The 26,124-nt window shown below is 50.5% G+C and carries 25 protein-coding genes; 14 read left to right on the plus strand and 11 right to left on the minus strand.

Annotated elements, in window-relative coordinates:
* Nucleotides 1-13 precede the first annotated feature (13 nt).
* The 6 genes from rfaQ (at nt 14) to OGY08_RS10430 (ending at nt 6,714) form a co-directional block, all read left to right on the plus strand.
* Complete coding sequence (rfaQ, locus tag OGY08_RS10405) at nt 14-1,081, plus strand: lipopolysaccharide core heptosyltransferase RfaQ (protein ID WP_020996054.1); 1,068 nt, start codon at nt 14-16, stop codon at nt 1,079-1,081.
* Complete coding sequence (locus OGY08_RS10410; protein ID WP_057066874.1) at nt 1,078-2,202, plus strand: glycosyltransferase family 4 protein; 1,125 nt, start codon at nt 1,078-1,080, stop codon at nt 2,200-2,202. Before rfaQ ends, OGY08_RS10410 begins: the two co-directional genes overlap by 4 nt.
* Nucleotides 2,195-2,995, plus strand: a complete 801-nt coding sequence (rfaP, locus tag OGY08_RS10415) for a lipopolysaccharide core heptose(I) kinase RfaP (protein WP_008786473.1) — start codon at nt 2,195-2,197, stop codon at nt 2,993-2,995. Before OGY08_RS10410 ends, rfaP begins: the two co-directional genes overlap by 8 nt.
* 121 nt (nt 2,996-3,116) lie before the next feature.
* Nucleotides 3,117-4,502, plus strand: coding sequence for an O-antigen ligase family protein (locus tag OGY08_RS10420; RefSeq protein ID WP_125363607.1), 1,386 nt, complete (start codon nt 3,117-3,119; stop codon nt 4,500-4,502).
* A complete protein-coding gene (locus OGY08_RS10425; protein ID WP_003827303.1) occupies nt 4,499-5,536 on the plus strand; it encodes a glycosyltransferase family 9 protein in 1,038 nt (345 codons plus the stop codon). Before OGY08_RS10420 ends, OGY08_RS10425 begins: the two co-directional genes overlap by 4 nt.
* A 71-nt stretch (nt 5,537-5,607) precedes the next feature.
* Nucleotides 5,608-6,714 carry a glycosyltransferase family 9 protein gene (locus OGY08_RS10430; RefSeq protein WP_057066870.1) on the plus strand — a complete coding sequence of 369 codons (1,107 nt, stop codon included), beginning with the start codon at nt 5,608-5,610 and terminating at the stop codon, nt 6,712-6,714.
* Between the two features lie 60 nt (nt 6,715-6,774).
* Here OGY08_RS10430 and rfaC read toward each other — a convergent pair whose 3' ends face one another.
* From rfaC to rfaD, 3 genes are read right to left on the minus strand one after another with little or no spacing between them, the layout of a single operon-like run.
* Nucleotides 6,775-7,737 (minus strand): lipopolysaccharide heptosyltransferase RfaC, encoded by a 963-nt coding sequence (rfaC, locus tag OGY08_RS10435; RefSeq protein WP_008786470.1) that lies wholly within the window; start codon nt 7,735-7,737, stop codon nt 6,775-6,777.
* Nucleotides 7,738-7,740: 3 nt separating this feature from the next.
* Nucleotides 7,741-8,787 (minus strand): ADP-heptose--LPS heptosyltransferase RfaF, encoded by a 1,047-nt coding sequence (gene rfaF, locus OGY08_RS10440; RefSeq protein ID WP_032945368.1) that lies wholly within the window; start codon nt 8,785-8,787, stop codon nt 7,741-7,743.
* A gap of 2 nt (nt 8,788-8,789) precedes the next feature.
* Nucleotides 8,790-9,722, minus strand: a complete 933-nt coding sequence (gene rfaD / locus OGY08_RS10445) for an ADP-glyceromanno-heptose 6-epimerase (RefSeq protein WP_032945367.1) — start codon at nt 9,720-9,722, stop codon at nt 8,790-8,792.
* A gap of 214 nt (nt 9,723-9,936) precedes the next feature.
* Between rfaD and kbl the strand changes: the two genes are divergently transcribed.
* Both kbl and tdh read left to right on the plus strand, forming a co-directional pair.
* A complete protein-coding gene (gene kbl, locus OGY08_RS10450) occupies nt 9,937-11,133 on the plus strand; it encodes a glycine C-acetyltransferase (protein WP_003827313.1) in 1,197 nt (398 codons plus the stop codon).
* 9 nt (nt 11,134-11,142) lie between these two features.
* Nucleotides 11,143-12,168 (plus strand): L-threonine 3-dehydrogenase, encoded by a 1,026-nt coding sequence (gene tdh, locus OGY08_RS10455; protein WP_032945365.1) that lies wholly within the window; start codon nt 11,143-11,145, stop codon nt 12,166-12,168.
* Between the two features lie 52 nt (nt 12,169-12,220).
* Here the strand turns inward: tdh and OGY08_RS10460 are convergent, their stop codons facing one another.
* Complete coding sequence (locus OGY08_RS10460) at nt 12,221-12,907, minus strand: lipopolysaccharide core heptose(II) kinase RfaY (protein WP_008786466.1); 687 nt, start codon at nt 12,905-12,907, stop codon at nt 12,221-12,223.
* Between the two features lie 484 nt (nt 12,908-13,391).
* Here OGY08_RS10460 and OGY08_RS10465 point away from each other — a divergent pair, with 484 nt between their 5' ends.
* A complete protein-coding gene (locus OGY08_RS10465) occupies nt 13,392-14,426 on the plus strand; it encodes a glycosyltransferase (protein WP_032945363.1) in 1,035 nt (344 codons plus the stop codon).
* On the opposite strand, the gene OGY08_RS10470 is transcribed toward OGY08_RS10465, so the two are convergent.
* The 3 genes from OGY08_RS10470 to gpmM are packed head-to-tail and all read right to left on the minus strand — an operon-like array spanning nt 14,427 to nt 18,203.
* Nucleotides 14,427-15,362, minus strand: a complete 936-nt coding sequence (locus OGY08_RS10470) for a divergent polysaccharide deacetylase family protein (RefSeq protein ID WP_003024138.1) — start codon at nt 15,360-15,362, stop codon at nt 14,427-14,429.
* Nucleotides 15,363-15,365: 3 nt separating this feature from the next.
* On the minus strand, nt 15,366-16,625 hold the full coding sequence (gene envC, locus OGY08_RS10475) for a murein hydrolase activator EnvC (RefSeq protein ID WP_231587333.1): 1,260 nt from the start codon (nt 16,623-16,625) through the stop codon (nt 15,366-15,368).
* 33 nt (nt 16,626-16,658) lie between these two features.
* Complete coding sequence (gpmM, locus tag OGY08_RS10480) at nt 16,659-18,203, minus strand: 2,3-bisphosphoglycerate-independent phosphoglycerate mutase (RefSeq protein WP_003827325.1); 1,545 nt, start codon at nt 18,201-18,203, stop codon at nt 16,659-16,661.
* Between the two features lie 249 nt (nt 18,204-18,452).
* Here gpmM and OGY08_RS10485 point away from each other — a divergent pair, with 249 nt between their 5' ends.
* From OGY08_RS10485 to cysE, 5 genes are all read left to right on the plus strand, one after another.
* On the plus strand, nt 18,453-18,884 hold the full coding sequence (locus OGY08_RS10485) for a rhodanese-like domain-containing protein (protein ID WP_003024148.1): 432 nt from the start codon (nt 18,453-18,455) through the stop codon (nt 18,882-18,884).
* A gap of 52 nt (nt 18,885-18,936) precedes the next feature.
* Nucleotides 18,937-19,188: a glutaredoxin 3 gene (gene grxC, locus OGY08_RS10490; protein ID WP_003024152.1), complete on the plus strand. Its 252-nt coding sequence runs from the start codon at nt 18,937-18,939 to the stop codon at nt 19,186-19,188.
* A gap of 46 nt (nt 19,189-19,234) precedes the next feature.
* The gene (gene secB / locus OGY08_RS10495; RefSeq protein WP_003024155.1) at nt 19,235-19,702 is read left to right on the plus strand and encodes a protein-export chaperone SecB; all 468 of its coding nucleotides are present in this window, start codon (nt 19,235-19,237) and stop codon (nt 19,700-19,702) included.
* Complete coding sequence (gene gpsA / locus OGY08_RS10500) at nt 19,702-20,721, plus strand: NAD(P)H-dependent glycerol-3-phosphate dehydrogenase (protein ID WP_008786462.1); 1,020 nt, start codon at nt 19,702-19,704, stop codon at nt 20,719-20,721. Before secB ends, gpsA begins: the two co-directional genes overlap by 1 nt.
* A gap of 77 nt (nt 20,722-20,798) precedes the next feature.
* Nucleotides 20,799-21,620: a serine O-acetyltransferase gene (gene cysE / locus OGY08_RS10505; RefSeq protein ID WP_003024160.1), complete on the plus strand. Its 822-nt coding sequence runs from the start codon at nt 20,799-20,801 to the stop codon at nt 21,618-21,620.
* Between the two features lie 181 nt (nt 21,621-21,801).
* Here the strand turns inward: cysE and trmL are convergent, their stop codons facing one another.
* Genes trmL through lldP form a run of 4 tightly spaced genes read right to left on the minus strand, consistent with a single transcriptional unit; the run spans nt 21,802 to nt 25,931 of the window.
* Nucleotides 21,802-22,275: a tRNA (uridine(34)/cytosine(34)/5-carboxymethylaminomethyluridine(34)-2'-O)-methyltransferase TrmL gene (trmL, locus tag OGY08_RS10510; protein WP_003827329.1), complete on the minus strand. Its 474-nt coding sequence runs from the start codon at nt 22,273-22,275 to the stop codon at nt 21,802-21,804.
* Between the two features lie 40 nt (nt 22,276-22,315).
* The gene (gene lldD, locus OGY08_RS10515; RefSeq protein WP_125363604.1) at nt 22,316-23,506 is read right to left on the minus strand and encodes an FMN-dependent L-lactate dehydrogenase LldD; all 1,191 of its coding nucleotides are present in this window, start codon (nt 23,504-23,506) and stop codon (nt 22,316-22,318) included.
* Entirely contained in the window at nt 23,503-24,279 is a 777-nt protein-coding gene (gene lldR / locus OGY08_RS10520) for a transcriptional regulator LldR (protein ID WP_125363603.1), read from the minus strand. Before lldR ends, lldD begins: the two co-directional genes overlap by 4 nt.
* Nucleotides 24,276-25,931 (minus strand): L-lactate permease, encoded by a 1,656-nt coding sequence (lldP, locus tag OGY08_RS10525; protein ID WP_032945350.1) that lies wholly within the window; start codon nt 25,929-25,931, stop codon nt 24,276-24,278. The genes lldR and lldP overlap by 4 nt, the downstream gene beginning before the upstream one ends.
* Nucleotides 25,932-26,124 lie beyond the last annotated feature (193 nt).

Below are 26,124 nucleotides of genomic sequence, written 5' to 3' on the forward strand. Positions count from 1 at the left end.
AAAAGAGCCGCTTGTGGAAAAGTTATTCAGAAATATCCTAGTCATTAAAATGCGTTTTCATGGCGATATGCTGCTGACAACCCCCGTCATAAGTACATTAAAACGTAACTATCCTGATGCCAAAATCGATGTGCTCCTTTACGAAGACACAAAGCCGATTTTATCTGAAAATCCGGAAATTAATGCGCTATATGGAATCAGTAAGAAAAACGCCACGACAAAAAAGAAAATCGCTAATTTCATTTCATTAATAAAAAAGTTACGCCAAAACCAATATGATTTAGTAATCAACTTGACCGATCAGTGGCTGGTTGCACTATTGGTCCGCTTTTTGTCCGCGGATACAAAACTTTCCCCTGATTTCCCGCACCGTCAGAAGCCTTTCTGGCAGAAGAGCTTTACGCATCTTGTGCCGATTACTGGCGACCATATCGTCGAGCGTAACCTGTCGATTCTGAATCCACTTGGGCTTAAAACACTCAATCACGAACTGTCCATGCACTACGCTCCTTCCCATTGGAAAAATATCCATGAACAGCTAAAACAGCTCAACGTGGGTGAGCGCTATGTGGTTATTCAGCCAACCGCACGTCAGATCTTTAAATGTTGGGATAACGAGAAATTTTGCGAGGTTATTGATGCCTTACAGGAACAAGGTTATCCGGTTGTGCTGACTTCTGGACCAGGGAAGGAAGACCAGGAATGTATCCATGATATTGCTGAGGGATGCAAATTATCTCCCGTCACCGCGCTTGCGGGTAAAACGACGTTTCCTGAATTGGCTGCTCTCATTGATCATGCTGCGTTGTTTATCGGTGTTGACTCCGCGCCTATGCATATTTCCGCAGCGGTGAAGACCCCTATCATTTGTTTGTTTGGCGCGACGGATCATATTGCGTGGCGGCCATGGGCGGAAAATGTCACGCTGCTATGGGCTGGAAACTATCAGCCAGTACCGCCAAGAGAGCAGCTGGACCGCAGTTATAAATATCCGTCAGTGATCCCTGCGGAAGATGTTATTAACGCCGCCTGGCAAGTGCTCAATGGCGACGCGCCAGAAATTGAGGTGAATGCACAATGATTGTTGCCCTCTGTCTGTACAAATATTTTCCCTATGGTGGGCTACAGCGTGACTTTATGCGTATCGCTAAAACGATCGCGGCGCGCGGGCATCATGTCCGAGTCTATACACGATCCTGGCAAGGGGAGCGCCCGGCGGAATTTGAGTGCGTTGATGTCCCGGTTACCGCACATTCCAACCATGGACGAGATAAACAGTATCAGACGTGGGTTCAGCAGCATTTATCTCAGTACCCGGCAGACCGTGTCCTGGGTTTTAATAAAATGCCGGGGCTGGATTATTACTACGCAGCGGATGTGTGTTATGCGGCGAAGGTAGCGAAAGAAAAGGGGGTCTTGTATCGCTTAACGGCGCGATACCGTCACTACTCAGCCTTTGAGCAAGCTGTGTTTAAACCAGGGATGAAGACAAAGTTGCTGATGCTGACTACAAAACAAATCCTTGATTTTAAAATGTATTACCATACGGAAGACGAGCGCTTTCAGCTTCTTCCGCCCGGCATCTATCCCGATAGAAAATACAGTAGCCAGGCCCCCGGTAGCCGTGAACGCTACCGTGAAGCCAACGGCATCACTCCGGATCACTTCTTATTGTTGCAGGTTGGTTCTGATTTTTCACGAAAAGGAGTCGGCCGCTCAATTGCCGCTGTCGCCGCACTGCCTGAGGCTCTCCGTCGTCAAACCCAGCTCTTTGTTGTTGGTCAGGATAAACCTCGCGCATTCGCTGCGCAGGCAGAAAGAATGGGTGTGAAAGAGAACGTCCATTTCTTTGCTGGGCGTGATGATGTTGCACATCTGATGGCGGCTGCGGACGTGTTATTACATCCGGCGAAGCAGGAAGCTGCGGGAATTGTACTGGTTGAAGCTATCGCGGCGGGTTTGCCTGTGCTCGTGACGGAGGTCTGCGGGTACGCACCTCACGTAGCGGCGGCAGGATGCGGTGTTGTATTGAGTGAACCTTTTGAGCAACATGCGCTTGATGACGATTTGCATAAGGTCCTGGCGGATAGTTCTCTTCGTGAAAAGTGGGCGAAAAATGCGCGGCATTATGCGGATACGCAGGATCTTTATAGTTTGCCAGAACATGTAGCGGATATTATTACAGGTGAATTGCATGGTTGAGTTAAATGAACCCTTTGCCACATTGTGGAAGGGAAAAGACCCATTCATCGAGGTTAGAAAGCTTCAGGGTGAGGTCTTTCGGGAACTAGAAACCCGTCGCACACTTCGTTTTAGCGTTGCTAATAAGAGCTATTTTTTGAAGTGGCACCGAGGTACCACTTATAAAGAAGTCATTAAAAATCTACTGTCACTTCGTATGCCGGTACTGGGTGCCGACCGTGAGTGGAATGCCATACACCGTTTAGCCTCCTTAGGCGTTGATACGATGCATGGCGTTGCATTTGGCGAAACGGGTTGGAATCCGGTAAAGAAAACCTCTTTTATCATTACCGAAGATTTAACGCCAACTATTAGCCTGGAAGATTATTGTGCGAATTGGTGTGTTGAACCCCCGCATCCGCACGTAAAAAGAATGCTGATTCAACGTGTAGCCGATATGGTTCGCGCGATGCATCTTGGCGGTGTTAACCATCGTGATTGTTATATTTGCCATTTCTTACTTCATCTTCCATTTGATGATAAAAATGAAGATAGTCTAAAAATTTCGGTGATCGATCTGCATCGGGCACAAATTAGAAATAAAGTGCCTTTACGTTGGCGTAATAAGGATCTTATCGGGCTTTATTTTTCGTCCGACAATATTGGATTGACGGCCCGAGATTATTATAGATTTTTAAAAATATACTTCAATCGTAGCCTGAAAGATATTATTAAGAATGAGGGTGTGTTCATTGAACAGGTTGAAGGAAAAGCCAGATCTATTCGCGAAAGAACAATTCGCAAATCATTGTAATATTAACTGAAAAAATATGTTGTAAATGGAATTTGTATTTCATGGAATGAACTCATACTATGTCTCTTCTTGCATTTTTTATTTATAAATATGTGTCAGGTTTTGTTTCAATAGGGTTTATATGAATTCAAATACACAAACGCAAGCCTCATGTAAAGGTATTGCAGTTTATTTGTTGTTAATTTCATTTTGTGTTCTATGTTTTGTTTGGCCTATACAGAATTCTATCTTACCAGCCAATAGGAATTTCTTCATATATTTAAGTGCAGCTCTAACTTTATACTTTTGCGTTTGTAGAAAATATGTATCTATTGAGCTTAGTCAACTGGCGAAATATGCTGTCGCTTTAATTCTTATTTTTCTCGTGTTTACACTGATCAATGGATTATTTGTTGCAGTTGATGTGGGGAAAATGCTGCGCAGCTGGCAGGGACAGTACCTGCGTGCGGGGCTATTATTCTTTGTTGGACTCTTTTTGTATCCAATCTGTAAGTATCATTTTAAATATATAACAGCCAATAAGGTATTGTCTTTAGTTGTTCTGTGTTCGCTAGGGGTGATATTTATTCACCTGCTGCAGAATATCTATTTTTATATCAAGACGGGAACGATACTCTGGGGTGAGACGTGGATTGTACCAACTCGCACCGAGATGAGCTTTCAGATAAACATGGTTTCGGGAATTTTACTGGCAGAACTTGCCTGTCGACTGTTCCTGGGCCGTAAGTATCTAATTTTCAGCAACAAATTGATGGCTGCCTTTATTTTGCTGTGCTTCATCTGTTCAGCATTAGCGAAGACCCGCTGGGGAACTATTGGTCTGATTGGTAGTACGATTTCTATCTGCGTATTTATTGCCTTAAAAGCGATTAGCCGAAAGAACTTGCCGAAGCTCTGTCTGGCTGCACTGGTCGTTGCGATGGTAGTAGGCATTATAGGCTACACTTCCTGGCATCAGGACTCCCGTTGGAAAAGCCTAAGCATGGATATGGTTGCTGGCTGGGATCTGGGTATGCACAGTCGTTGTTATAACGGTTTTGATGGCCCGTTGATGCAGGACAGCACTGGCCGCATAATGGATGACTCGAATAGTTGCCGGGCATCGTTCTTCCGTCAGGGGAGCGAACTGATCGCTGAATATCCGTTTGGTGCGGGTCCGCGAAAAGATGCATTCTTAGTGCTTCTGCAGGAAAAATATCACGACCCTATTATTCAGCAATCTAACAGCCATTACGGGTTGATTGATGTCGCGCTTCAGAACGGTATCCTTGGGCTTATCAACTGGGTGGCATTCGTCATGTTGATGATCCTTATTGGCTGGCGCGCATTCTCTCGTGATTTAATAATTCCGGGTCTGTACTTGTCTCTTTTCACGGTGAGCTTCTTGTTCCGTAGTGGTGTAGATAACATGATGCGCGATCACTATCTTGAGCAAAACCTTGCGTTATCAGGTTTAATGCTGGGACTGATCTTTACGAGTAATAAAATATCACGGGCTAAAAAATGAAAGTTTTAATTATTCGTAGAGATAATATTGGTGACTTGATACTGACAACGCCGCTGATCTCGACTATTGCAAAAGACATGAATTGTAAAGTTGATTTGTTGGTTAACACCTACAATCAATCGATTATCGAAAATAATCCTCATGTAGGTAAAGTTTTCTTATACAGCAAGCTGCACCACCGTTCTAAAGGTACATCTAGCCTTAAGGTATTGTTTCAGCGCCTGAAGACGATTATCGATCTGCGTCGTGCTAAATATGATGTCGCGATTATTGCCAAAGAGCATTGGGATAAACGACCTTTACAGTGGGCAAAATTAGCGGGTGCTAAAAGAATTATCGCTATTGGTAATGACTGCCCGGACATTGTCACCGATGCCATTCCTGAAACTCAGGAGCAGCTTCATCTGGTCAATTTATTGAATAGATTAACAGGACCGCTAGGCTGTACTTCTAAACCAGGTCCGCTGGAGCTGTATGTCACACCCCAAGAACTGGCTGATATAAAAGCAAAGATAGAATTTCCACAGGATAATTTACCTGTTTATGGGTTGCAGATAAGTTCCCGAAGAGAAGAACAACAATGGCAAAAAGAAAAGTTTGTTGAGCTTGCGCATAAACTTGCAGCCATACAGGCGTGCCATATTATGTTATTCTGGTCTCCAGGAAAATCAGATAATAAATTACATCCCGGTGATGATGATAAGGCTGATTTTATCAGCGCGCAATGTGCCGATCTGCCGATTATTCCAGTAAGAACGAATAGCGTTCGTGAGCTGATGGCCGGTATGTCACTATGCGATCAGATTGTGACCAGTGACGGCGGTGCCTTGCATATTGCTGCTGGGGTGCGCAAACCAGTGGTGGCGTTGTTCGGCAACAAGGCTGCATGGCTATGGACGCCATGGGGTGTGCCGTACGAAATGCTGCAAGGAAAAGATTATGATGCTCGCAATATTAGCGTCGATGATGTATTTACGCGGTTTGTAAGTCTGCAGGAGCAAGTGCGTAAAAATACCGCAATGGATGAAGCATAAGTTTACTTATTGCTATAGATAAGTTGATATATTGATGCCTGTCTGGCGATAGATTAAATGGGTTTTATTTAATGATTAGAGCATTGAGAAAAAAAATTCAGCTATTACTGGTTAATCTTTTTTTAATGATATACACCCGTAAGAAAGATTTTTCTTTTAGTCAGCAAGAATTTGAAAATCAGGATAAAAATCAGCTGAAGAATATCCTGATTTATTCTTCAACGGCGCTGGGTGATTTCATGATGAACTCTCCAGCAATTCATGCGCTCCGCCAGACATATCCTTCTGCGACAATCACCCTGATTTGCCACAAAAAGATGTATGACTTCCTCAAAGGGGGGAGTGACTGGGACGATCTTATCTCATGGGATAATAAACTCACCACCCTCCCGGCATTGGTTAAAGAGATCAAGAAACGTGGAACGCCAGACCTGACGGTAATTCTTCACTCACATACACCTTACGATTTCCTTAGCGCCATTATTGCTGGCACAAAGTATGTCTTTGTGGATAACGATAAGCAGGACATCCCACTCGTAAGTAAATGGGCAACCAACAGAATCAGTAAATTCGTTGGGCATACTATTCAGCGAAAGCTGGAGCTTATCATGCCGTTGCTGAATGAAAAGCCAGACAACAGTATGCACCTGCCGTTTCCTGTCGAACGTACGGTGAGCGAGGAAGATTCAAAGCTGCGCTGGATTGGTTTTCAAATGGGAGCATCATCCTTTAAGAAATGCTGGCCTGTTGAGCGATTTGTCACTTTCGCAAACCAACTTTTTGCCCATGATGATGTGCGTGTCGTCCTGATTGGCGCGCCGAATGAAGTGCCTCTGCAGGACGAATTTTTGCAAAAGCTGGATAGCCGCTTTCATGACCGCGTAAAGCCACTTATCGGTAAAACGACGCTTAAAGGGTTGATTCAGGAAGTGAAGAATATGGACCTGCTGGTAACATCTGATACAGGACCTATGCACCTTGCCGTGGCAATGCGGGTACCGACGGTGAGTATGTATGTGATCACCTCACCCTATCTTTATGGCCCCTATCAGGACCCTCAATTGCACAAGGTGGTTTACAAAGCCTATACGACGCTGGATGAAATTAAGTATCGTTCAGCGCTAGAGAAGGTGAGTTGCGAAGAGATCATGGCGCATGTAAAACCATTCCTGCAGTAAGCTTACCGATGCTCTGCATGTTCTGATAAGCGTGCAGAGCACCCGTCCCGAGTCGGGGGATTATACGTCGGACGGTAGGTGTGTTAGTACTTGCTGAGCGGTGAGTAACGACAGTTTTCCTTCCGGAGCAATGCACGTTAACTGATTCTTACCGTAGCCACCAATGAGCCCTGGGTCGGTGGGACCATACAGCGTAACGTTTGGGCGATTGAGCGCGGCGGTCAGATGACTAAGGCCTGTATCAACCGAAACTACAAATTTAGCACCGGCGAGGATACGCGCAATTTCCTCAAGACTCATCCTTGGCAATACATCGACATTATCAAATCCTTCCGCAATTCTTCTTGCTCTTTCCTCTTCATGCGCTGCTCCCCAGGGAAGTTTAATGCGAATCCCTGTCTTCGGTATCAGCGTAATAAGGTCCCGCCAGTGCGCTTCTGTCCAATGCTTATCATCTCGCGTGGTCGCATGTAAAAATACAGCGTAGGGCTGCGAATTAGACGTTTGCTGTTTTACAAAATGCTGCGCAATCGCGTAATCACCCTGCAACTGCGGTTTAGCATACCCCAGGCTTTTGGCGAACAATTCACGGGTACGTTCCACCGCGTGCTGCTGTTTGGCTATGTGATGTTTGCGATTATAAAACAGACTTGCCAGCGGTTCGCGGGCTGTGCTCCAGTCCATACCATGCTTGATGCCACGTGCCAGACGTGTCACCAACGCGGCGCTTTTAACTAAACCCTGAGCATCGATTATTGCGTCATAATGCTGTAAACGCACCGCATCGTGAAACGCTTTACGCTCGGCTTTAATCGGCGCTGAAAACCAGGCTTTACGCCAGCGACGGATCGCTACTGGAATAACCCGGTCAACAGCTGAATGCCAGGAGGGGATTTGAGCGAACCCTTCTTCCACCACCCAATCAAATTGAATACCCGGAATAGCCTGCTGCGCATCGGTTAATGCGGGCAACGTATGCAGTACATCGCCCATAGACGACGTTTTAACGATCAGAACCCGCATCCGTCAGGCTTCCTCTTGTAACAACAGGTCGTTGAGTTCTTCCAGTACGCGCTGGGGTGTGATGTCCATCAGACTCTGGTGATAGCCTTCTGCCGCATCGCCCTTACGCACTTTGTGATACCCCGTAATCAGGCGAATGACACGTGCCTTGTGGGAAAGCGGGGGCGTAAAATCCGGGCTGCTTGGACCATACAATGCGACCAGTGGACGGTTCAGTGCTGCGGCCACGTGCATTAATCCAGAATCGTTGGTGACGACCGCTTTGCAGGCGGCGAGCAGAATGACGGCCTGTTCCAGCTGTGTTTCGCCCGCCAGATTACGGCACCAGGCTTGCTGTTCAGTGCTCAGCGTTGCCAGGATCTCATTGCCAGCTTCATGGTCTTTTGCTGAGCCAAACAGCACAATCTGATGGCCTTCATCGATCAACTGCTTCGCCAACTCTGCGTAGTGGTAATGTGGCCAGCGTTTTGCTGGACCAAATTCCGCACCTGGGCAAAAACCGATGATGGGGCGTTCGGCTGAAAGGGAGAACTGGCTACAGGTTAGCGATTTTTCACCCTCACTGACCTGCAACTGTGGCCATAGCAGAGGCTGCGGCAAATCTTTGGCCGTCAGCATCACGCCTTTATCATAAGCCAGAGCCACATAGCGCTCGACCATCAGTGGCCATGCGTCTTTATCCAGTACGCGCGCATCGTTCAGCAGACCGTAGCGCATCTCGCCACGCCAACCGGTACGATGGGGAATACCCGCAAAGAACGGCACCAGAGCGGATTTAAACGAGTTAGGCAGCACATAAGCGCGGTCATAGCGCTTCTCACGCAGACTGTGGCCGAGTTTACGGCGCTCGCCGATCTCCAGCGCGCCGTGCCCCAACGGCATGGCGATAGCTTCGTTGACTTCTGGCATGCGCGACAATAACGGACGGCACCAGGCAGGTGCCATCACGTCGATTATCGCCTGGGGATAGCGCGCCTTGAGCGTGCGATAGAGACTTTGCGACATCATCATGTCGCCCACCCAAGACGGGCCAACCACCAAAATTTTCATACTTACGCGTCGCGGTTCAGCCAGGCCATATATTCCGTGACGCCTTCGGCGACGGTTTTAAACGGCTTGTCATAGCCCGCTGCGCGCAGGTTCGTCAGATCTGCCTGGGTAAATGCCTGGTAGCGGCCTTTCAGTTTTTCCGGGAATGGAATGTACTCAATGCTGCCTTTTTTGTGGTACGCCAGCGTAGCATCGGCAACGGCCTGGAAAGATTCCGCACGACCTGTACCGAGGTTAAAGATGCCGGAAACCCCATTTTCCAGGAACCACAGGTTTACCGCAGCCACGTCGCCTACATAAACGAAATCACGTTTGAAGTTTTCACTGCCTTCAAACAGTTTTGGCGTTTCGCCATTGTTAAGCTGGGTGTTGAGGTGGAAAGCAACGCTTGCCATGCTGCCTTTGTGGCCTTCACGCGGTCCGTAAACGTTGAAATAGCGGAAGCCAACAATCTGAGAATTGGCTTCTGGCAGGATCTGACGCACGTACTCGTCGAACAGGAATTTTGAGTAGCCGTAGACGTTCAGCGGTTTCTCATATTCACGGGATTCGATGAAATCAGAAGTGCGACCGCCGTAGGTGGCGGCAGAGGACGCGTACAGGAACGGGATTTCACGCTCCAGGCAGTAGTGCAGTAGCTCTTTGGAGTATTGATAGTTGTTGTCCATCATATACTTGCCGTCCCACTCGGTGGTGGAAGAGCATGCGCCTTCGTGGAAAATCGCTTCGATATCACCGAAATCTTCCCCGGCCATAATCTGGATCAGGAAGTCTTCCTTGTCCATGTAGTCAGCAATATTCAGATCCACCAGGTTAACAAACTTGGTGCCGTCTTTCAGGTTGTCCACCACCAGGATGTCGGTGATACCTTTATCATTCAGGGCTTTAACGATGTTGCTGCCGATAAAGCCCGCGCCGCCGGTAACGATGATCATAAATGTAACCTTTGAATTATGGAGTCAGAGACAATCTCAGACACGAATACTTCTATCATATCACTACATGGCTTAGGCTTCAGCCATTCACCGATAAGCCGTGCGGGTACACGTGATTTATGCTTCATTTTGAAGAAGTGATGATGCGTCATCTCGTATCAACGTATAGCTTTGGGTAATATGTGCTGAAATTTGCCCAGTCTGGAGAATTGAAATGCGTGGGGATTTTTACAAACAGTTAACGAACGATCTCGAAACCGCACGTGCGGAAGGATTGTTTAAAGAAGAACGCATTATTACATCTGCCCAGCAGGCGGATATCACCGTGGCGGATGGAAGCCACGTTATTAACTTTTGTGCGAACAACTATCTGGGACTGGCTAACCATCCGGAACTGATTGCAGCGGCAAAAGCGGGTATGGATTCTCACGGATTTGGTATGGCTTCGGTTCGCTTTATTTGCGGTACCCAGGACAGCCATAAACAACTGGAGCAAAAACTGGCGGCATTCCTCGGTATGGAAGATGCCATCCTTTACTCTTCTTGCTTCGACGCCAACGGTGGCCTGTTTGAAACGCTGTTGGGCGCAGAAGACGCAATTATTTCCGATGCCCTGAACCACGCTTCTATCATTGATGGTGTGCGTCTGTGTAAAGCAAAACGTTTCCGTTACGCCAACAACGATATGGTGGAACTGGAAGCTCGCCTGAAAGAAGCGCGTGAAGCGGGCGCTCGTCATATCCTGATCGCCACTGATGGCGTGTTCTCTATGGATGGGGTAATCGCTAACCTGAAAGGCGTTTGCGATCTAGCGGATAAATACGACGCGCTGGTCATGGTTGATGATTCCCATGCCGTCGGTTTTGTCGGCGAAAATGGTCGTGGCTCCCATGAATACTGTGACGTGATGGGTCGCGTGGACATCATCACCGGTACGCTGGGTAAAGCACTCGGCGGCGCATCCGGTGGTTACACCGCAGCGCGCAAAGAAGTTGTTGAGTGGCTGCGTCAGCGTTCCCGCCCTTATTTGTTCTCCAACTCACTGGCACCGGCGATTGTTGCGGCTTCCATTAAAGTGCTGGAAATGGTTGAAGCTGGCAGCGATCTGCGCGATCGCCTGTGGGCGAATGCACGTCAGTTCCGCGAGCAAATGTCTGCCGCAGGCTTTACGTTAGCCGGTGCGGATCACGCGATCATCCCGGTTATGCTGGGTGATGCAGTAGTGGCGCAGGCATTCGCCCGCGAACTGCAAAAAGAGGGGATTTACGTTACCGGATTCTTTTATCCGGTGGTTCCAAAAGGCCAGGCGCGTATCCGTACCCAGATGTCTGCGGCGCATACCCCTGAGCAGATTACGCGTGCTGTTGAGGCGTTCACACGCATTGGTAAACAACTGGGCGTTATTGCCTGAGGATGTGAAATGAAAGCGTTATCCAAACTGAAAGCGGAAGAGGGCATTTGGATGACCGACGTTCCTGAACCGGAAGTCGGTCATAACGATTTGCTGATTAAAATCCGTAAAACAGCCATCTGCGGGACTGACGTTCACATTTATAACTGGGATGAATGGTCGCAAAAAACCATCCCGGTACCGATGGTCGTTGGGCATGAATATGTCGGCGAAGTTGTTGGCATCGGTCAGGAAGTTAAAGGCTTTAAAATCGGCGATCGCGTTTCAGGCGAAGGTCATATCACCTGCGGGCATTGCCGTAACTGCCGCGGTGGACGTACTCACCTGTGCCGCAATACGACCGGTGTCGGTGTAAACCGCCCTGGCTGCTTTGCGGAGTACCTGGTGATCCCGGCATTTAACGCATTTAAAATCCCGGACAATATCTCCGACGACCTGGCGTCTATCTTCGATCCGTTTGGTAATGCAGTGCACACGGCGCTGTCGTTCGATCTGGTTGGGGAAGATGTGCTGGTTTCCGGTGCGGGTCCAATCGGTATTATGGCGGCGGCGGTCGCGAAGCACGTTGGCGCACGCCACGTGGTGATCACCGACGTTAATGAGTATCGCCTTGAGCTGGCGCGCAAAATGGGTATCACCCGCGCGGTCAACGTGTCGAAAGAGAATCTGACCGACGTGATGGCTGAACTGGGTATGACCGAAGGGTTTGATGTGGGCCTGGAGATGTCCGGGGCGCCGCCAGCGTTTCGCGCCATGCTGGACACCATGAACCACGGTGGCCGTATTGCTATGCTGGGTATTCCGCCATCTGATATGTCAATCGATTGGACCAAAGTTATCTTTAAGGGGCTGTTTATTAAAGGTATCTACGGTCGTGAGATGTTTGAAACCTGGTACAAAATGGCTGCACTGATCCAGTCTGGTCTGGATTTGTCGCCGATCATCACCCATCGATTCTCCATCGATGAATTCCAGCAGGGCTTTGACGCGATGCGTTCAGGCCAGTCAGGGAAAGTGATCCTGAGCTGGGGTTAGTATTAAGCCGGTAAGAATGAATAGCCAGATATGATTAATATCTGGCTATTTTTTACTTGCCGCGAATTTTTCGTGAAAGTCGGCGAAGCTTTTCTTTCAATAAAATCAGGTTATAAACGAAGCCATGACCCTGAATATCGATATTGTATTTATTCCGGAGCGTGAGGATATCGTTCGCCTGGCATATTTTCATAATGCCTTTGCATGAAAGATCGATAATTTTAAGTTCACCTGATGACGTTCTAATAAAATTCCCAGGGTGAATATCATTCGATGCAAGACCTGCATTGTGAAGCTTAATAATACAGTCTTTCACCTCTTCGGCATTACTTTCATTGATATCGGCAAGGGGTTTACCATCAATGTATTCATGCACGGTTGACACTTCAACACATTGACGAAAGTGACATTTTTCGGCAACGTAGTACAGGTCTGCAGTACAGGCGCGTTGCTCTGGAGTTAAGCGTGCCAGTCGTTTAATCATATGTGAATAAAAGGGCCCGGAAATAAAGTTTAGCGCTTTTTTTTCAAAGCGATTGTCTATTTCACGGTCGTTCTTGACAATAAACTTTTTATTTTCATATTCGACAAGATGGACGCTGCGAAAGCCATTTTCAGCATTCAGTTGTTTCCCTTTTATTTCATTATTTGATACTTTTTCCATCAACAAAGGGAAATTAATTTTTTCTTTCTTGAAATAAACATTAAAGTCATTTAATTCAGCCTTACTAATGTTCATTAAATTCGCCTTCGTATATTAATCTGTTGTGGATAGTTATGCTCTGTATTATACAAAATTGTATCGACGGTGGTTAGTTAATACATGCTTTTATGTAAAAGGCACACAAAAAACAGTGTTATGTTCTATCTAATTGAAAGTAATTGATTAATTGCTTTACGTTATGAAAATTTCATGACTTAAAGCATCAATGTAGTAAGAGTGCTTTGGTCATCATTACATTTGCACTGTTCATTTTGTGATAGAGATCAAGTTAGTATAACAAAATCCTTTGTCATACACAGGTAACAACTAAGTTAGCTATTTGTGCTGTTTTTTGTTTCTCGGACGTGTAAGTAAATAGGTTATCAATCTAGCTAATATAAATTTATAGGAATGCTGGCCTATTTCTCTGGAAATTGTACCTCTTGCTAAGCCTTAATAATATCTTAATAATCGGGTGATAGAGTAACGACAATCCCATAGATTAGATGATTACCCTACGATGAAAAGTAAATATAAATTAAGCGTTATTATCCCGTTATATAATGCCGGTAGTTACTTTCGTGACTGTATGGAGTCATTAATTGCGCAGACCTGGAAAGATCTTGAAATCATTATTGTAAATGATGGTTCTACGGACTGTTCAGTCGATATTGCGCAATACTATGCGGAAAAATATCCCCATGTTCGGCTGCTGCATCAGGCCAACCAGGGTGTCTCTGTCGCGCGAAACCTTGGCCTGGATGTCGCTGTGGGGGATTACATCGCATTCGTTGATGCCGATGATGAAGTCTATCCGGAGATGTATGAGACATTGATGGGAATGGCCTTGCATGACAACCTTGACGTTGTACAAAGCAACGCAGACTGGAGTTCGCGGGAAACATCCCGAGTCTGGGTATCCATTCCAACAGATCGTCTGCGCTCTACCGGTATTCTCTCCGGCCCAGACTGGTTGCGTATGGGGCTTGCTTCGCGCCGCTGGACGCATGTTCTCTGGATGGGGGTATATAGAAATGACCTCATTAAAGAACACAATATAAGATTTATCCCTGGGTTACATCATCAGGATGTCATGTGGAGTACGGTGTTTATGTTTAATGCCACTCGTGTGAAATATACGGAAAAACCATTATATAAATACTACCAACACGATGGCTCAATTAGCCACATGAAGCGGCAGGGTGAAGCGAATTTAAACTATCAACGGCACTATATAAAGATCACTCGCCTGCTGGACGAACTTAATCATAGCTATGCTAACCGCATCACTATCCATCCTGAGTTTAAGCAACAAGTGATTTATGAGGGACTGCGAGTATGTCATTGTATTCGTAAAGAACCCGATCCACAGATCCGCCAGCGCATGATTGCTGAAGTATTTGTATCGGGTATGTTCAAGCGTATGGTGAGTAATATCTGCAGCGTTAAGCTGGGTTATCAGGTGCTGTTGTGGGCTATCCGTTTTAGCCAGTGGCGCGATAAATCATTGACGCCGCGCCGCCTGGCCCATTTAACGCTGGATAGTAAAGACTGATTATTGCCAGCCCTGCCACTGCAGGCGCATATACTGCACCAGCGTGCTTTGGGTGATGCTTTCGCCGAGCACGCTGAAGAAGCGGCTGGCGTACACCGGCTCTAACGGCTGTTTCGGTTTGCATAATTTCACCCCGCGGAAAGGATTACGCGGCGCATCAGGCGTACCGTTCTTCGGTGGTGTGAGGTTTGGTCTGGAGGTATCCACCTGTGGTTCATTGAGCAAACTGCTTGGGCGAACCAGCGTGATGTCGGCTGGCAGGCTATACAGCATCTGCTGCAGGACGCGAACCGTAGACGGGTGAGGGTGGCCAATGGCGATTGCGGAACCGTTGCGGCGCGCAAGCTCGACGGCACGATTAAACTGACGGCGAATATCGGCTTCGTTTTGCGTGTCATCCAGGAAGACTTTGCGTTTGATGACCTTCACACCGGTTCCTGACGCTGCGCGCATTGCCTGGCTGTTACCGATGGTCATGCTGTCCAGGAAGTAGAGGTCGTAGCGTTCCAGCGCCTGCATCACCTTCTGCATGCCGAACAGGCTGGAGGTCATCGCGCTGCCCATATGGTTGTTCAGACCGACCGCATTCGGTACTTTGCTTACCGCGTCGCGAATAATCCGCTCAATCTCTTCGCTGCTCATTTCAGGGCGTAACGTGTCTTTCTCTAACGGCTGCTTGCTCAGCGGCGCCATTGGCAGATGGATTAAGACTTCATGCCCGCTGTTATGCGCTTTGATTGCCATTTCACGCGCATGTGGGGCGTTAGGCAGAACGGCAACGGAGATGGTAGAAGGCATCGCCAGTACCTGGTTTTCAGTGTGTGGGCGATAGCCGAAATCATCAATGACGATGGCGAGTTTGCCAGCAAATACAGGTGTTGCGAAGGCCAGCAGACTGGCGAGAGAGAGTAGTAGACGACGAAATTGTTGTGGCAAAACTTATCTTCCCAACCACGGCTGTGGATTGACCGCCTGACCCTGGCGACGAATTTCGAAATAGAGTGCCGGCCTGCCCTGACCGCCGCTGCTACCCACAAGTGCTATAGGCTGCCCGGCGCGAACCTGCGTACCGACGCTGACCAGTGCGCTCTGGTTATAACCGTACAGGCTCATATCGCCTTTACCGTGTTCAACGACGACCACCAGGCCATAGCCCTGCAGCCAGTCCGCCAGAATGACGCGACCATCGGCAATGGCTTTAACTTCGGTGCCCTCGGATGCACCAATAACCATACCCTTCCAACGTAGCTCACCCTGCAGCTGTTCGCCATAACGATGTAGAGTTGGACCACGAACGGGCCAGAATGCCTGACCGCGTGGCGAACCTAAACCGCCGGTACGCGACATCAGTGATTTTTCACTTTCGGTCGGTTTATAGGTTGAGCCTTTTCGTGACGCATCCTTCTGCTTATCACGTACGGCCTGCGCCTCGCGCGCTTCACGTTCCGCGCGCGCTTTGGCCGCGGCTTCGGCGCGAGCAATGCTGTTGCGCAGACGGGATTCGTTGGCGCGCATTTCGCCCAGTTGCTGTTGACCCTGTTGAATCGATGATTCCAGACTCGAAAGTGTTTTCTGGCGTTCGTTACGTGCCTGTTCCAGCTTAGCCTGCTGAGCGCGCTGTTCGTACAGTAGCGTCTGCTGTTCGCTCTGCTTATCTTCCAGCTCGGCTTTTTGCGAGTCGACCTCTTCGCGGGTTTGTTTCAGCTGCGCGATGGTTTCCTGTCGCGCCTGGTTCAGATAGCCGAAATAGGCCTGCAGGCGTTGCCCACGCTGGCTTTCTTCACCGCTAAGAATGAGCTGAATGCCTGTGTGTTCGCCCTGGCGAAAAGCTGCGTCGAGTTGGGCTGCTAGGCTGCGTTCTTGCGCGGCCCGCTGTTTTTCCAGCTTCGCGAGTGCTGCATTCATCTCTGCGATTTGCGCATTCAGCTGTGCCAGTGAGTTTTGCGTTTCGCGCAACTGCCTTGCGGCAACGGCGATGGCTTGTTCCTGAGCTTTAAGCTGAGCGAGGAGGGTGGCGCGTTGTTGTTGCTGTTGGCGTACCGCGCGTTCTTTTGCCGCGATATCAGCCTGAATAGATTTGAGCTGGTCGCGTTCGTCCGCGTGGGCGGAAAAGGCGCACAGCAATACGCCAGCGCTAAGCGCGCTGGCGTAGAACAAGGGCCTGACTGAAAACTTACGCGGTTTCACGGCCCGAGTGATGGTATTAATCGCCTTTCCCCTCATGGGGAGGGATTATTCCACGATGAACAGCGGCTTACCAGTCATCTCTTGCGGGATTTCCATACCCATCAGCGTCAGCATCGTCGGGGCGATATCAGAAAGTTTGCCGCCTTCGACTGCTTTAACGTTCTTACCACCGACATAAATCAGCGGAACGGGCAGGTTGGTGTGCGCAGTGTGCGCCTGACCGGTGGACGGATCGCGCATCTGCTCTGCGTTACCGTGGTCCGCGGTGATCAGCAACTGGCCGCCAACGGATTCAACCGCTTTCGCGACCTGTTCAACGCAGTGATCCAGCGCTTCAACCGCTTTAACCGCTGCTTCCATCACTCCGGTATGACCAACCATGTCGCCGTTCGGGTAGTTACAAATGATGGTGTCGTATTTTCCGCTCTCAATCGCCGCAACCAGTTTTTCGGTCAGCTCAGCAGAGCTCATCTCCGGCTGCAGATCGTAGGTCGCAACTTTCGGTGAGTTGATCAGGATGCGGTCTTCGCCTTTGAACGGCTCTTCTACGCCGCCGTTGAAGAAGAAGGTCACGTGCGCATATTTTTCGGTTTCGGAAATACGCAACTGCGTTTTGTCGTGCTTCGCCATCCACTCGCCAAGGGTGTTAGCCAGAGATGCTGGTGGGTAAGCAACCGCAGTTTTGATGTCGGCCGCGTATTCGGTCAGCATCACAAAGTTGAGGTTAACGACTTTCTTACGGGCGAAGCCGTCGAAGTCAGCGTTAACAAACGCACGAGTGATTTCACGCGCACGGTCAGCACGGAAGTTCATGAAAATCAGCGTATCGCCGTCTTCCATGGCGGCTTCAGCCTGGCCTTCAGCACGGATCACGGTCGCTTTCACGAATTCGTCGTTTTCGTCGCGGGCATAAGCAGCCTGCAGGCCTTCAACCGCCGTAGCGAACTGGAACTCGCCTTTGGCCAACGTCATCAGGTCATAAGCCTGTTCAACGCGATCCCAACGGTTGTCACGGTCCATCGCGTAGTAACGACCGATGATGGACGCTACGCGGCCTTTGCCCAGTGCGGCAAATTTCTCTTCGAATTTCTGCAGTGAATGTTCAGCGCTGCGCGGCGGGGTATCGCGGCCATCAAGGAAAGCGTGCAGATAGATTTTTTCCGCGCCGCGTTCAGCAGCCATTTCTACCATCGCCATGATGTGATCTTCGTGGCTGTGAACACCGCCCGCAGAGAGCAGACCCATGATGTGAACCGCTTTGCCGCTATTTTTTGCCTGGTCGACCGCATTGGTCAGTACCGGGTTAGCGAAGAAAGTACGCTCTTTAATTTCTACATCCAGACGGGTCAGGTCCTGATACACGATGCGGCCCGCGCCCAGGTTGACGTGACCGACTTCGGAGTTGCCCATCTGGCGATCGGGCAGGCCAACTTCCAGGCCAGACGCATCAATCAGGGTATGCGGACGTTTTGCCCACAGGGCATCCATTACCGGGGTTTTGGCATTAAAGATGGCGTTATCCTGGCTGTCTTCGCGATAGCCATAGCCATCCAGAATCACCAGTACCATAGGTTTTTTAGAAACCGACATTGCGACAACCTCACACTTAATAGATAAAAAATAATTGCGTAATTTTACTACAGCTGAATCGATAAAGTAGCCCCGGAAGATCAAATAATCGACCAGAGCGCGCCACAGAGGGCGCGGTTTTAGGTTTTTTTTTCCGTAGCGCCCCGCAAAAATGCAATCCAATGCACGCTCTGGCTGTATTTGCGCCAACGCGCAGGTATACTCCTTTCCTGGTTTTTTTAATCACTGAGTCGGGAGTTGTTACCCCCCATGCAAGAAATTATGCAATTTGTTAGTCGCCACCCTGTATTGAGTATCGCCTGGATTGCGTTACTGGCGGCTGTATTATTTACCACGTTTAAGAGCCTGACTTCCAAAGTGAAGGTGATTACGCGCGGAGAAGCCACACGTCTCATCAATAAAGAAGACGCCGTTGTCGTGGATTTACGTCAGCGCGACGACTTCCGCAAAGGTCATATCGCTGGCTCCACTAACCTGCTGCCGAGCGAAATCAAAGCCAACAACTTTGGCGAACTGGAAAAACACAAAAACAAACCTGTGATTGTGGTTGATGGTTCAGGCATGCAGTGCCAGGATTCAGCAACTGCGCTGATCAAAGCCGGTTTTGAGCAGGTGTCTGTACTGAAAGATGGCGTAGCGGGCTGGAGTGGTGAGAATCTGCCACTGGTTCGCGGCAAATAATTTACCCGTCTTCTTTCATGCCGCAGGGTAAAAAGAACACTGGAGATAAGTCATGGCCAATATTGAGATCTATACCAAAGCAACCTGCCCGTTTTGCCATCGCGCAAAGGCGCTCCTGAACAGCAAGGGTGTGAGTTTCCAGGAGCTTCCGATTGACGGCGATGCCGTGAAGCGTGAAGAAATGATCAAGCGCAGTGGCCGTACTACGGTTCCGCAGATTTTTATTGATGCACAGCACATTGGTGGTTGTGACGACTTGTATGCGTTGGATGCGCGTGGTGGACTGGATCCACTGCTGCGTTAAGGCGTACCGAAGTATTTAAAGGACAACACTAAAGGGTTTTCTCAACATGTCAGAACAAAATAACACTGAAATGGCTTTCCAGATCCAACGTATTTATACCAAGGATGTGTCTTTCGAAGCGCCAAATGCACCGCATGTTTTCCAGAAAGATTGGCAGCCAGAGGTTAAACTGGATCTTGATACCGCATCTACCCAACTGGCAGATGACGTGTATGAAGTAGTGCTGCGTGTCACCGTAACGGCTTCCCTGGGTGAAGAAACTGCGTTCCTGTGCGAAGTTCAGCAGGGCGGTATTTTCTCCATCAGTGGTATCGAAGGGACTCAGATGGCGCATTGCCTGGGCGCATACTGCCCGAACATTCTGTTCCCGTATGCCCGCGAATGCATCACCAGCCTGGTTTCACGCGGTACGTTCCCGCAACTGAACCTTGCGCCGGTCAACTTTGATGCGCTGTTCATGAACTATTTACAGCAGCAGGCTGGCGAAGGTACTGAAGAACATCAGGATGCCTGATGAACCAAAGTAATGCTTCAATGACTGTGATTGGTGCCGGCTCGTACGGCACCGCTCTTGCCATCACCCTGGCAAGAAATGGCCATCAGGTTGTCCTGTGGGGCCATGATCCTAAACATATCGCGACTCTCGAGCACGATCGCTGCAACGTCGCGTTCCTTCCTGATGTGCCTTTTCCCGACACGCTGCGCCTGGAAAGTGATTTAGCCACTGCACTGGCCGCCAGTCGTAATATTCTGGTGGTGGTGCCGAGCCACGTCTTTGGCGAAGTGCTGCGTAACATCAAACCATTGATGCGTCCTGACGCACGACTGGTCTGGGCGACAAAAGGTCTGGAAGCGGAAACAGGACGTCTGCTGCAGGACGTCGCGCGTGAAGCGCTGGGGGACTCAATTCCACTGGCGGTTATTTCCGGCCCGACGTTCGCCAAAGAGCTGGCTGCGGGCATGCCGACGGCGATTTCTCTGGCCTCGACGGACGACACTTTTGCTGACGATCTCCAGCAGTTGCTGCACTGCGGCAAAAGCTTCCGCGTTTATAGCAACCCGGATTTCATTGGCGTGCAGCTTGGCGGCGCGGTGAAAAACGTCATTGCCATTGGTGCGGGGATGTCTGACGGCATCGGTTTTGGCGCGAATGCACGAACCGCATTGATCACCCGTGGGCTGACCGAAATGTCTCGTCTTGGTGCGGCGCTGGGGGCCGATCCTGCCACCTTTATGGGGATGGCGGGTTTAGGCGATCTGGTGCTGACCTGTACCGACAACCAGTCGCGCAACCGTCGTTTTGGCATGATGCTCGGCCAGGGGATGGACGTGCAGGGTGCGCAGGACAAGATTGGCCAAGTGGTTGAAGGCTATCGCAATACGAAAGAAGTTCGTGAATTGGCGCACCGTTTTGGTGTTGAGATGCCAATAACCGAGGAAATTTATCAAGTATTGTATTGCGGAAAAAACGCGCGCGAGGCAGCATTGACGTTATTAGGCCGTGCACGCAAGGACGAGCTGAGTCGCCACTAGCTGTAAGGAACTGTTGAATATAACGACCCGATCCGCGAAGAACGGATCGGTCGTTTTGCTACCTTCTGGAGTACGCAATGCCGTGTGAAGAACTGGATATCGTCTGGAAAAACATTAAAGCGGAAGCCCGGGCACTGGCGGAATGTGAGCCAATGCTGGCCAGTTTTTACCACGCAACGCTGCTCAAGCATGAAAATCTCGGCAGTGCGCTAAGCTATATGCTGGCGAATAAACTCGCTTCTCCAATCATGCCCGCCATTGCGATTCGCGAAGTCGTAGAAGAGGCCTACGCGGCCGATCCTGAAATGATTGCCTCAGCGGCCTGCGATATTCAGGCAGTACGCACGCGTGACCCGGCTGTCGATAAATATTCCACTCCACTGCTGTATCTGAAGGGCTTTCATGCGCTTCAGGCCTACCGTATCGGTCACTGGCTGTGGCATCAGGGGCGTCAGGCACTGGCGATCTTCCTGCAAAATCAGGTGTCCGTTACCTTCCAGGTAGATATTCATCCGGCGGCAAAAATTGGCCGTGGGATTATGCTCGATCACGCCACCGGCATTGTGGTTGGTGAAACCGCGGTGATTGAAAACGACGTCTCTATTCTGCAATCCGTCACGCTGGGCGGGACCGGTAAAGCCGGCGGTGACCGCCACCCGAAAATTCGTGAAGGCGTGATGATCGGCGCGGGAGCAAAAATTCTCGGCAACATTGAAGTCGGACGCGGCGCGAAGATTGGCGCAGGTTCGGTCGTGCTACAGCCCGTACCGCCGCATACCACCGCCGCAGGCGTACCGGCGCGCATCGTCGGTAAGCCAGACAGCGATAAGCCGTCTATGGATATGGATCAGCATTTCAACGGGATTCATCATACTTTCGAATACGGCGATGGAATCTGATTTCGAGCTATCTTACTTGTCATCTTGAACCCGGGCTGTGCTCGCCATCCTCACGTACTACGTGTACGCGCAGGTCGGCAAGCGCAGTCCGTGTCCAACCTGACTGCGCCGATAACGCTCGAAAAATAACGGTAAATTCTTTCGTAGGTCGGATAAGGCGTCAGCCGCCATCCGACAAAAATCAACTACGCAATACCGCGCCGGGATAACCTAACTGGCGCCAGGCCTCATACACCACCACCGACACCGCATTCGACAGGTTCATGCTGCGACTGTCCGGCATCATCGGAATACGAATTTTTTGTTCGGCAGGCAGCGCGTCGAGAATGCTGGCTGGCAGACCGCGAGTTTCCGGGCCAAACATCAGATAATCCCCATCCTGATAGCTTACCGCGCTATGCGCTGGCGTACCTTTGGTGGTCAGGGCAAACAGACGTTGCGGATTTTCTGCGGCGACGAAGGCGGCGTAATCAGGGTGGCGTAGCACAGCGGTAAATTCATGGTAATCCAGCCCCGCGCGACGCAGGCGCTTGTCGTCCCAGGTAAAGCCCATTGGCTCAATAATATGCAGACGAAAGCCGGTGTTGGCGCAAAGGCGAATAATATTGCCGGTATTTGGCGGGATTTCTGGTTCGAATAAAACGATGTTTAGCATGCTGCCCCCTTAAGTACGGGGCAGCATAGCAAATTAACGTTTACGCCGCATTTCCACGTTTGGGCTGCATCGGGTAGTCAGCCACCTGTTTGCCCAGTTCCTGTACCAGCGAATCACGGCTGATTTCGCTAATCGATTTCGCCCCGGTAAGGGTCATTGCCACCTTCATCTCTTTCTCGATCAGATTCAGCAGATTCGCCACCCCGGCCTGACCGTGGGTGGCCAGCGCGTACAGATAAGCACGTCCCAGCAGAACACTATCCGCGCCCAGCGCAATCATACGTACGACGTCCAGACCGTTGCGGATCCCACTGTCTGCCAGAATGGTGATATCGCCTTTTACCGCATCGGCAATGGCGGGCAGCGCGCGAGCTGAAGACAGCACGCCGTCTAACTGGCGACCACCGTGGTTAGAGACAACGATGCCGTCCGCACCAAAGCGTACGGCGTCTCGGGCATCTTCGGGATCGAGGATCCCTTTGATCACCATCGGACCATCCCAAAATTCGCGGATCCACTCGAGGTCTTTCCAGGAAATCGACGGATCGAAATTATTCGCCAGCCAGCCGATGTAATCCTCAAGACCGGTAGGTTTACCAAGATAAGTCGAGATATTGCCTAAATCATGTGGGCGACCGTTCAGGCCAACGTCCCATGCCCACTGTGGATGGGTGACTGCCTGCCAGTAGCGGCGTAGTGCGGCATTTGGGCCGCTCATCCCGGAATGGGCGTCACGGTAGCGTGCACCAGGGGTTGGCATATCGACGGTAAAGACCAGCGTGGAGCAACCCGCCGCTTTGGCGCGCTCCAGCGCGTTGTGCATAAAGCCACGATCGCGCAGAACATATAGCTGAAACCACATCGGACGTTTGATGGTTGGGGCGACTTCTTCAATCGGACATACGGATACCGTGGAAAGCGTAAACGGAATGCCTTTGGCATCAGCGGCGGCGGCGGCTTGAACTTCGCCCCGGCGCGCGTACATGCCGCACAGACCGACAGGTGCAAGGGCCACCGGCATGGAGAGCGTTTCGTGGAACAGCTTTGTCTCCAGGCTCAGGTCGGACATATTCTTCAGCACGCGCTGGCGAAGTGCCACTTCAGACAGGTCTGCCACGTTACGGCGCAGAGTGTGCTCTGCATACGCCCCACCGTCTATATAGTGGAACAAGAAGGGGGGTAGGATGCGCTGGGCTGCGGCGCGATAGTCGCTGGCTGCTGAAATAATCATGTGTTGTTCTCCCTGCTATTCTCACCAGGGTCACCGGGCAGGCGGGTGATACGCGCCTGGCGGGCCTGATCTTCATCAAATCGTTTAATCGTGGTGTGGACAAAACTGAGGTGCGCCATCATTGCTTTACGCGCTCCGTCGGCATCTCCGGCAACAATCGCATCCAGGACGGCCTGATGCTGCGCCGTCAGTTGCGAAAATACGGGCGGCACAAGGTACATTCGCTGGCGGCTCTGTTTCACCGAAGACTGCAATACGTCGAAGAAACCGCGCATGGTCTGTAACAGCACCACGTTGTGCGAGGCTTCCGCAATGGCGAGATGAAAGCGAACGTCTGCCTGCGAGGCGAGATCTGGATCTTCGCTTTGTGTGGCCTCGAAACAGAGTCTGATCTTCTCTTTGTCGGCAGCAGTGGCACGCATAGCTGCATGCCAGGCGGTGCTGGCTTCGATGGCGTGGCGGGCTTCCAGAATATCGAAACTGTAATCAGGGTCGTCTGCCAGTAGAGTTTTCAGCGGCTTAACGATGTTTTGTTCAGACCATGCCTCATGCTGCCAGCGGATAAACGTCCCGCCGCCACGACGGCTAATCAACACGCCTTCGCTCACCAGTTTCGCCAGCGCCTCGCGCAGCGAGTTGCGCGATACGCCGAGCTGTACGGCCAGCTGGCGCTCAGCGGGCAATTTCATGCCCGCCTCCAGCTGTTGTTCTTCAATCAGCGCCCGCACACGAGATGCGACTTCGTCTGACAGGCGTCTGGGCATCACTATCATGGAATCATCCAGGTTAAGACATAGGCCTGCAGCGTGGTAATCACACCCACCATGCAGGTGAAAATCAGGCTGTGCTTCACGGTAAAGCGGAACAGATCAGACTCTTTCCCCACTAATCCCACTGCCGCACAGGCGATAGCGATAGATTGTGGAGAGATCATTTTGCCGGTCACGCCGCCGGTGGTATTTGCGGCCACCATCAGCACATCAGAAACGCCGATTTGCTGAGCGGCCGTGGCCTGCAGGGCGGCGAACAATGCGTTTGATGAGGTGTCGGACCCGGTCAGGAATACCCCCAGCCAGCCAAGGAACGGCGAGAAGAAGGTAAATGCGCTGCCGGTATGTGCCAGGGCCAGTGCCAGGGTGGATGAAAGCCCGGAGTAGTTAGAGATAAACGCGAACGCCAGCACCATCCCGATGGAGTAGATAGGCAGCGCCAGATCTTTCAGCGTGCTACCAAAGGTCTGCAGCGCAGCAGATGGCTTCATCTTCAGCCAGACGATAGATAGCAGGGCGGCAAACAGTATTGCGGTACCGGTCGCGGAGAACCAGTCAAATTTGTACACCGCCGCGTAGGCCGTGGCTTCGTGTACGACCGGCGGCATACGGGCAACCAGCTTGTCGAGGAACGGAACCGGAATGTTGACCACCCAGTGGTACATCGCGCCGCCTGGCGCAAACAGCGCTTTAAACGGCGGTATGCTCCACAGTGTGACGGTAGCTGTCAGGAACAGGAACGGTGACCAGGCGCGTACCACCTGTCCAGCGGTGAAGCGGGTGCGCGACAGATCCATATCGACCTGCGAAGCGCCCATATCGCCAAAACGGAAGATACGTACCGGCTGCCAGCGTTTCAGGAACAGCGTCAGACACACCAGTGAGACCAGAGAAGAGATGATATCCGGCAGTTCCGGCCCGATAAAGTTAGAGCTGAGGTACTGTGCGATAGCAAACGAGCCGCCAGCGACCATCACCGCAGGCCAGGTTTCTTTGACACCACGCCAGCCATCCATAATCGCCATAATCCAGAACAGCACGATAATGGTCAGGAACGGCAGCTGACGACCTACCATCTGGCCAATCTCGAAGCTGTCCAGTCCGGTAACCTGACCGGCGACCAGAATCGGAATGCCCATTGCGCCAAAAGCGACCGGCGCGGTATTTACGATCAGGCACAAACCTGCCGCATACAGCGGGTTAAAGCCAAGACCAACCAGCAGTGCGGCGGTAATCGCTACCGGAGCGCCAAAGCCTGCCGCTCCTTCGAGGAATGCCCCAAAGGAGAAACCAACAATCAGCATTTGCAGACGCTGGTCTGGGGTAATCGAGAGTATTGATGAGCGGATGATGTCGAACTGCCCGGTCTTCACCGAGATTTTATAGACGAATACCGCGGCGATAATGATCCAGGCAATTGGCCACAGACCGTAGAAGAAACCGTACACTACGGATGCCAGTGCGTGATCGACCGGCATTTTGTAGAACAGCAGGGCGACCGACAAAGCGATCACCACCGTCCATGACGCCGCAACATAGCCTTTCAGCTTGAGCTTAATCAGGGCGAAGAAAAAGAACAGGATAGGGAGCGATGCGATCAGGCTGGAAAGCCAGATGTTACCGGCCGGGTCGTAGTTCTGTTGCCAGAGATTCATTGCAGGTCTCCTGGGGGCCGCTGACATAATGGAATGAGTCTTTGCTCAAATCTTCGTCACATTATGTGTAAAAGTGGCCCTGCCAATATTGTTGTGTAGGGGTAATGACAATGAATGGTTAATCAAATGTTATTTATTGGCAACGGTATTGTACGTACATTTTAATGAAATGTGAGGTGCTGGTAGGATCTGG

It is taken from the genome of Citrobacter sp. Cpo069, assembly GCF_030332785.1.
In the GTDB taxonomy this organism is placed as follows: Bacteria; Pseudomonadota; Gammaproteobacteria; order Enterobacterales; family Enterobacteriaceae; genus Citrobacter; species Citrobacter portucalensis.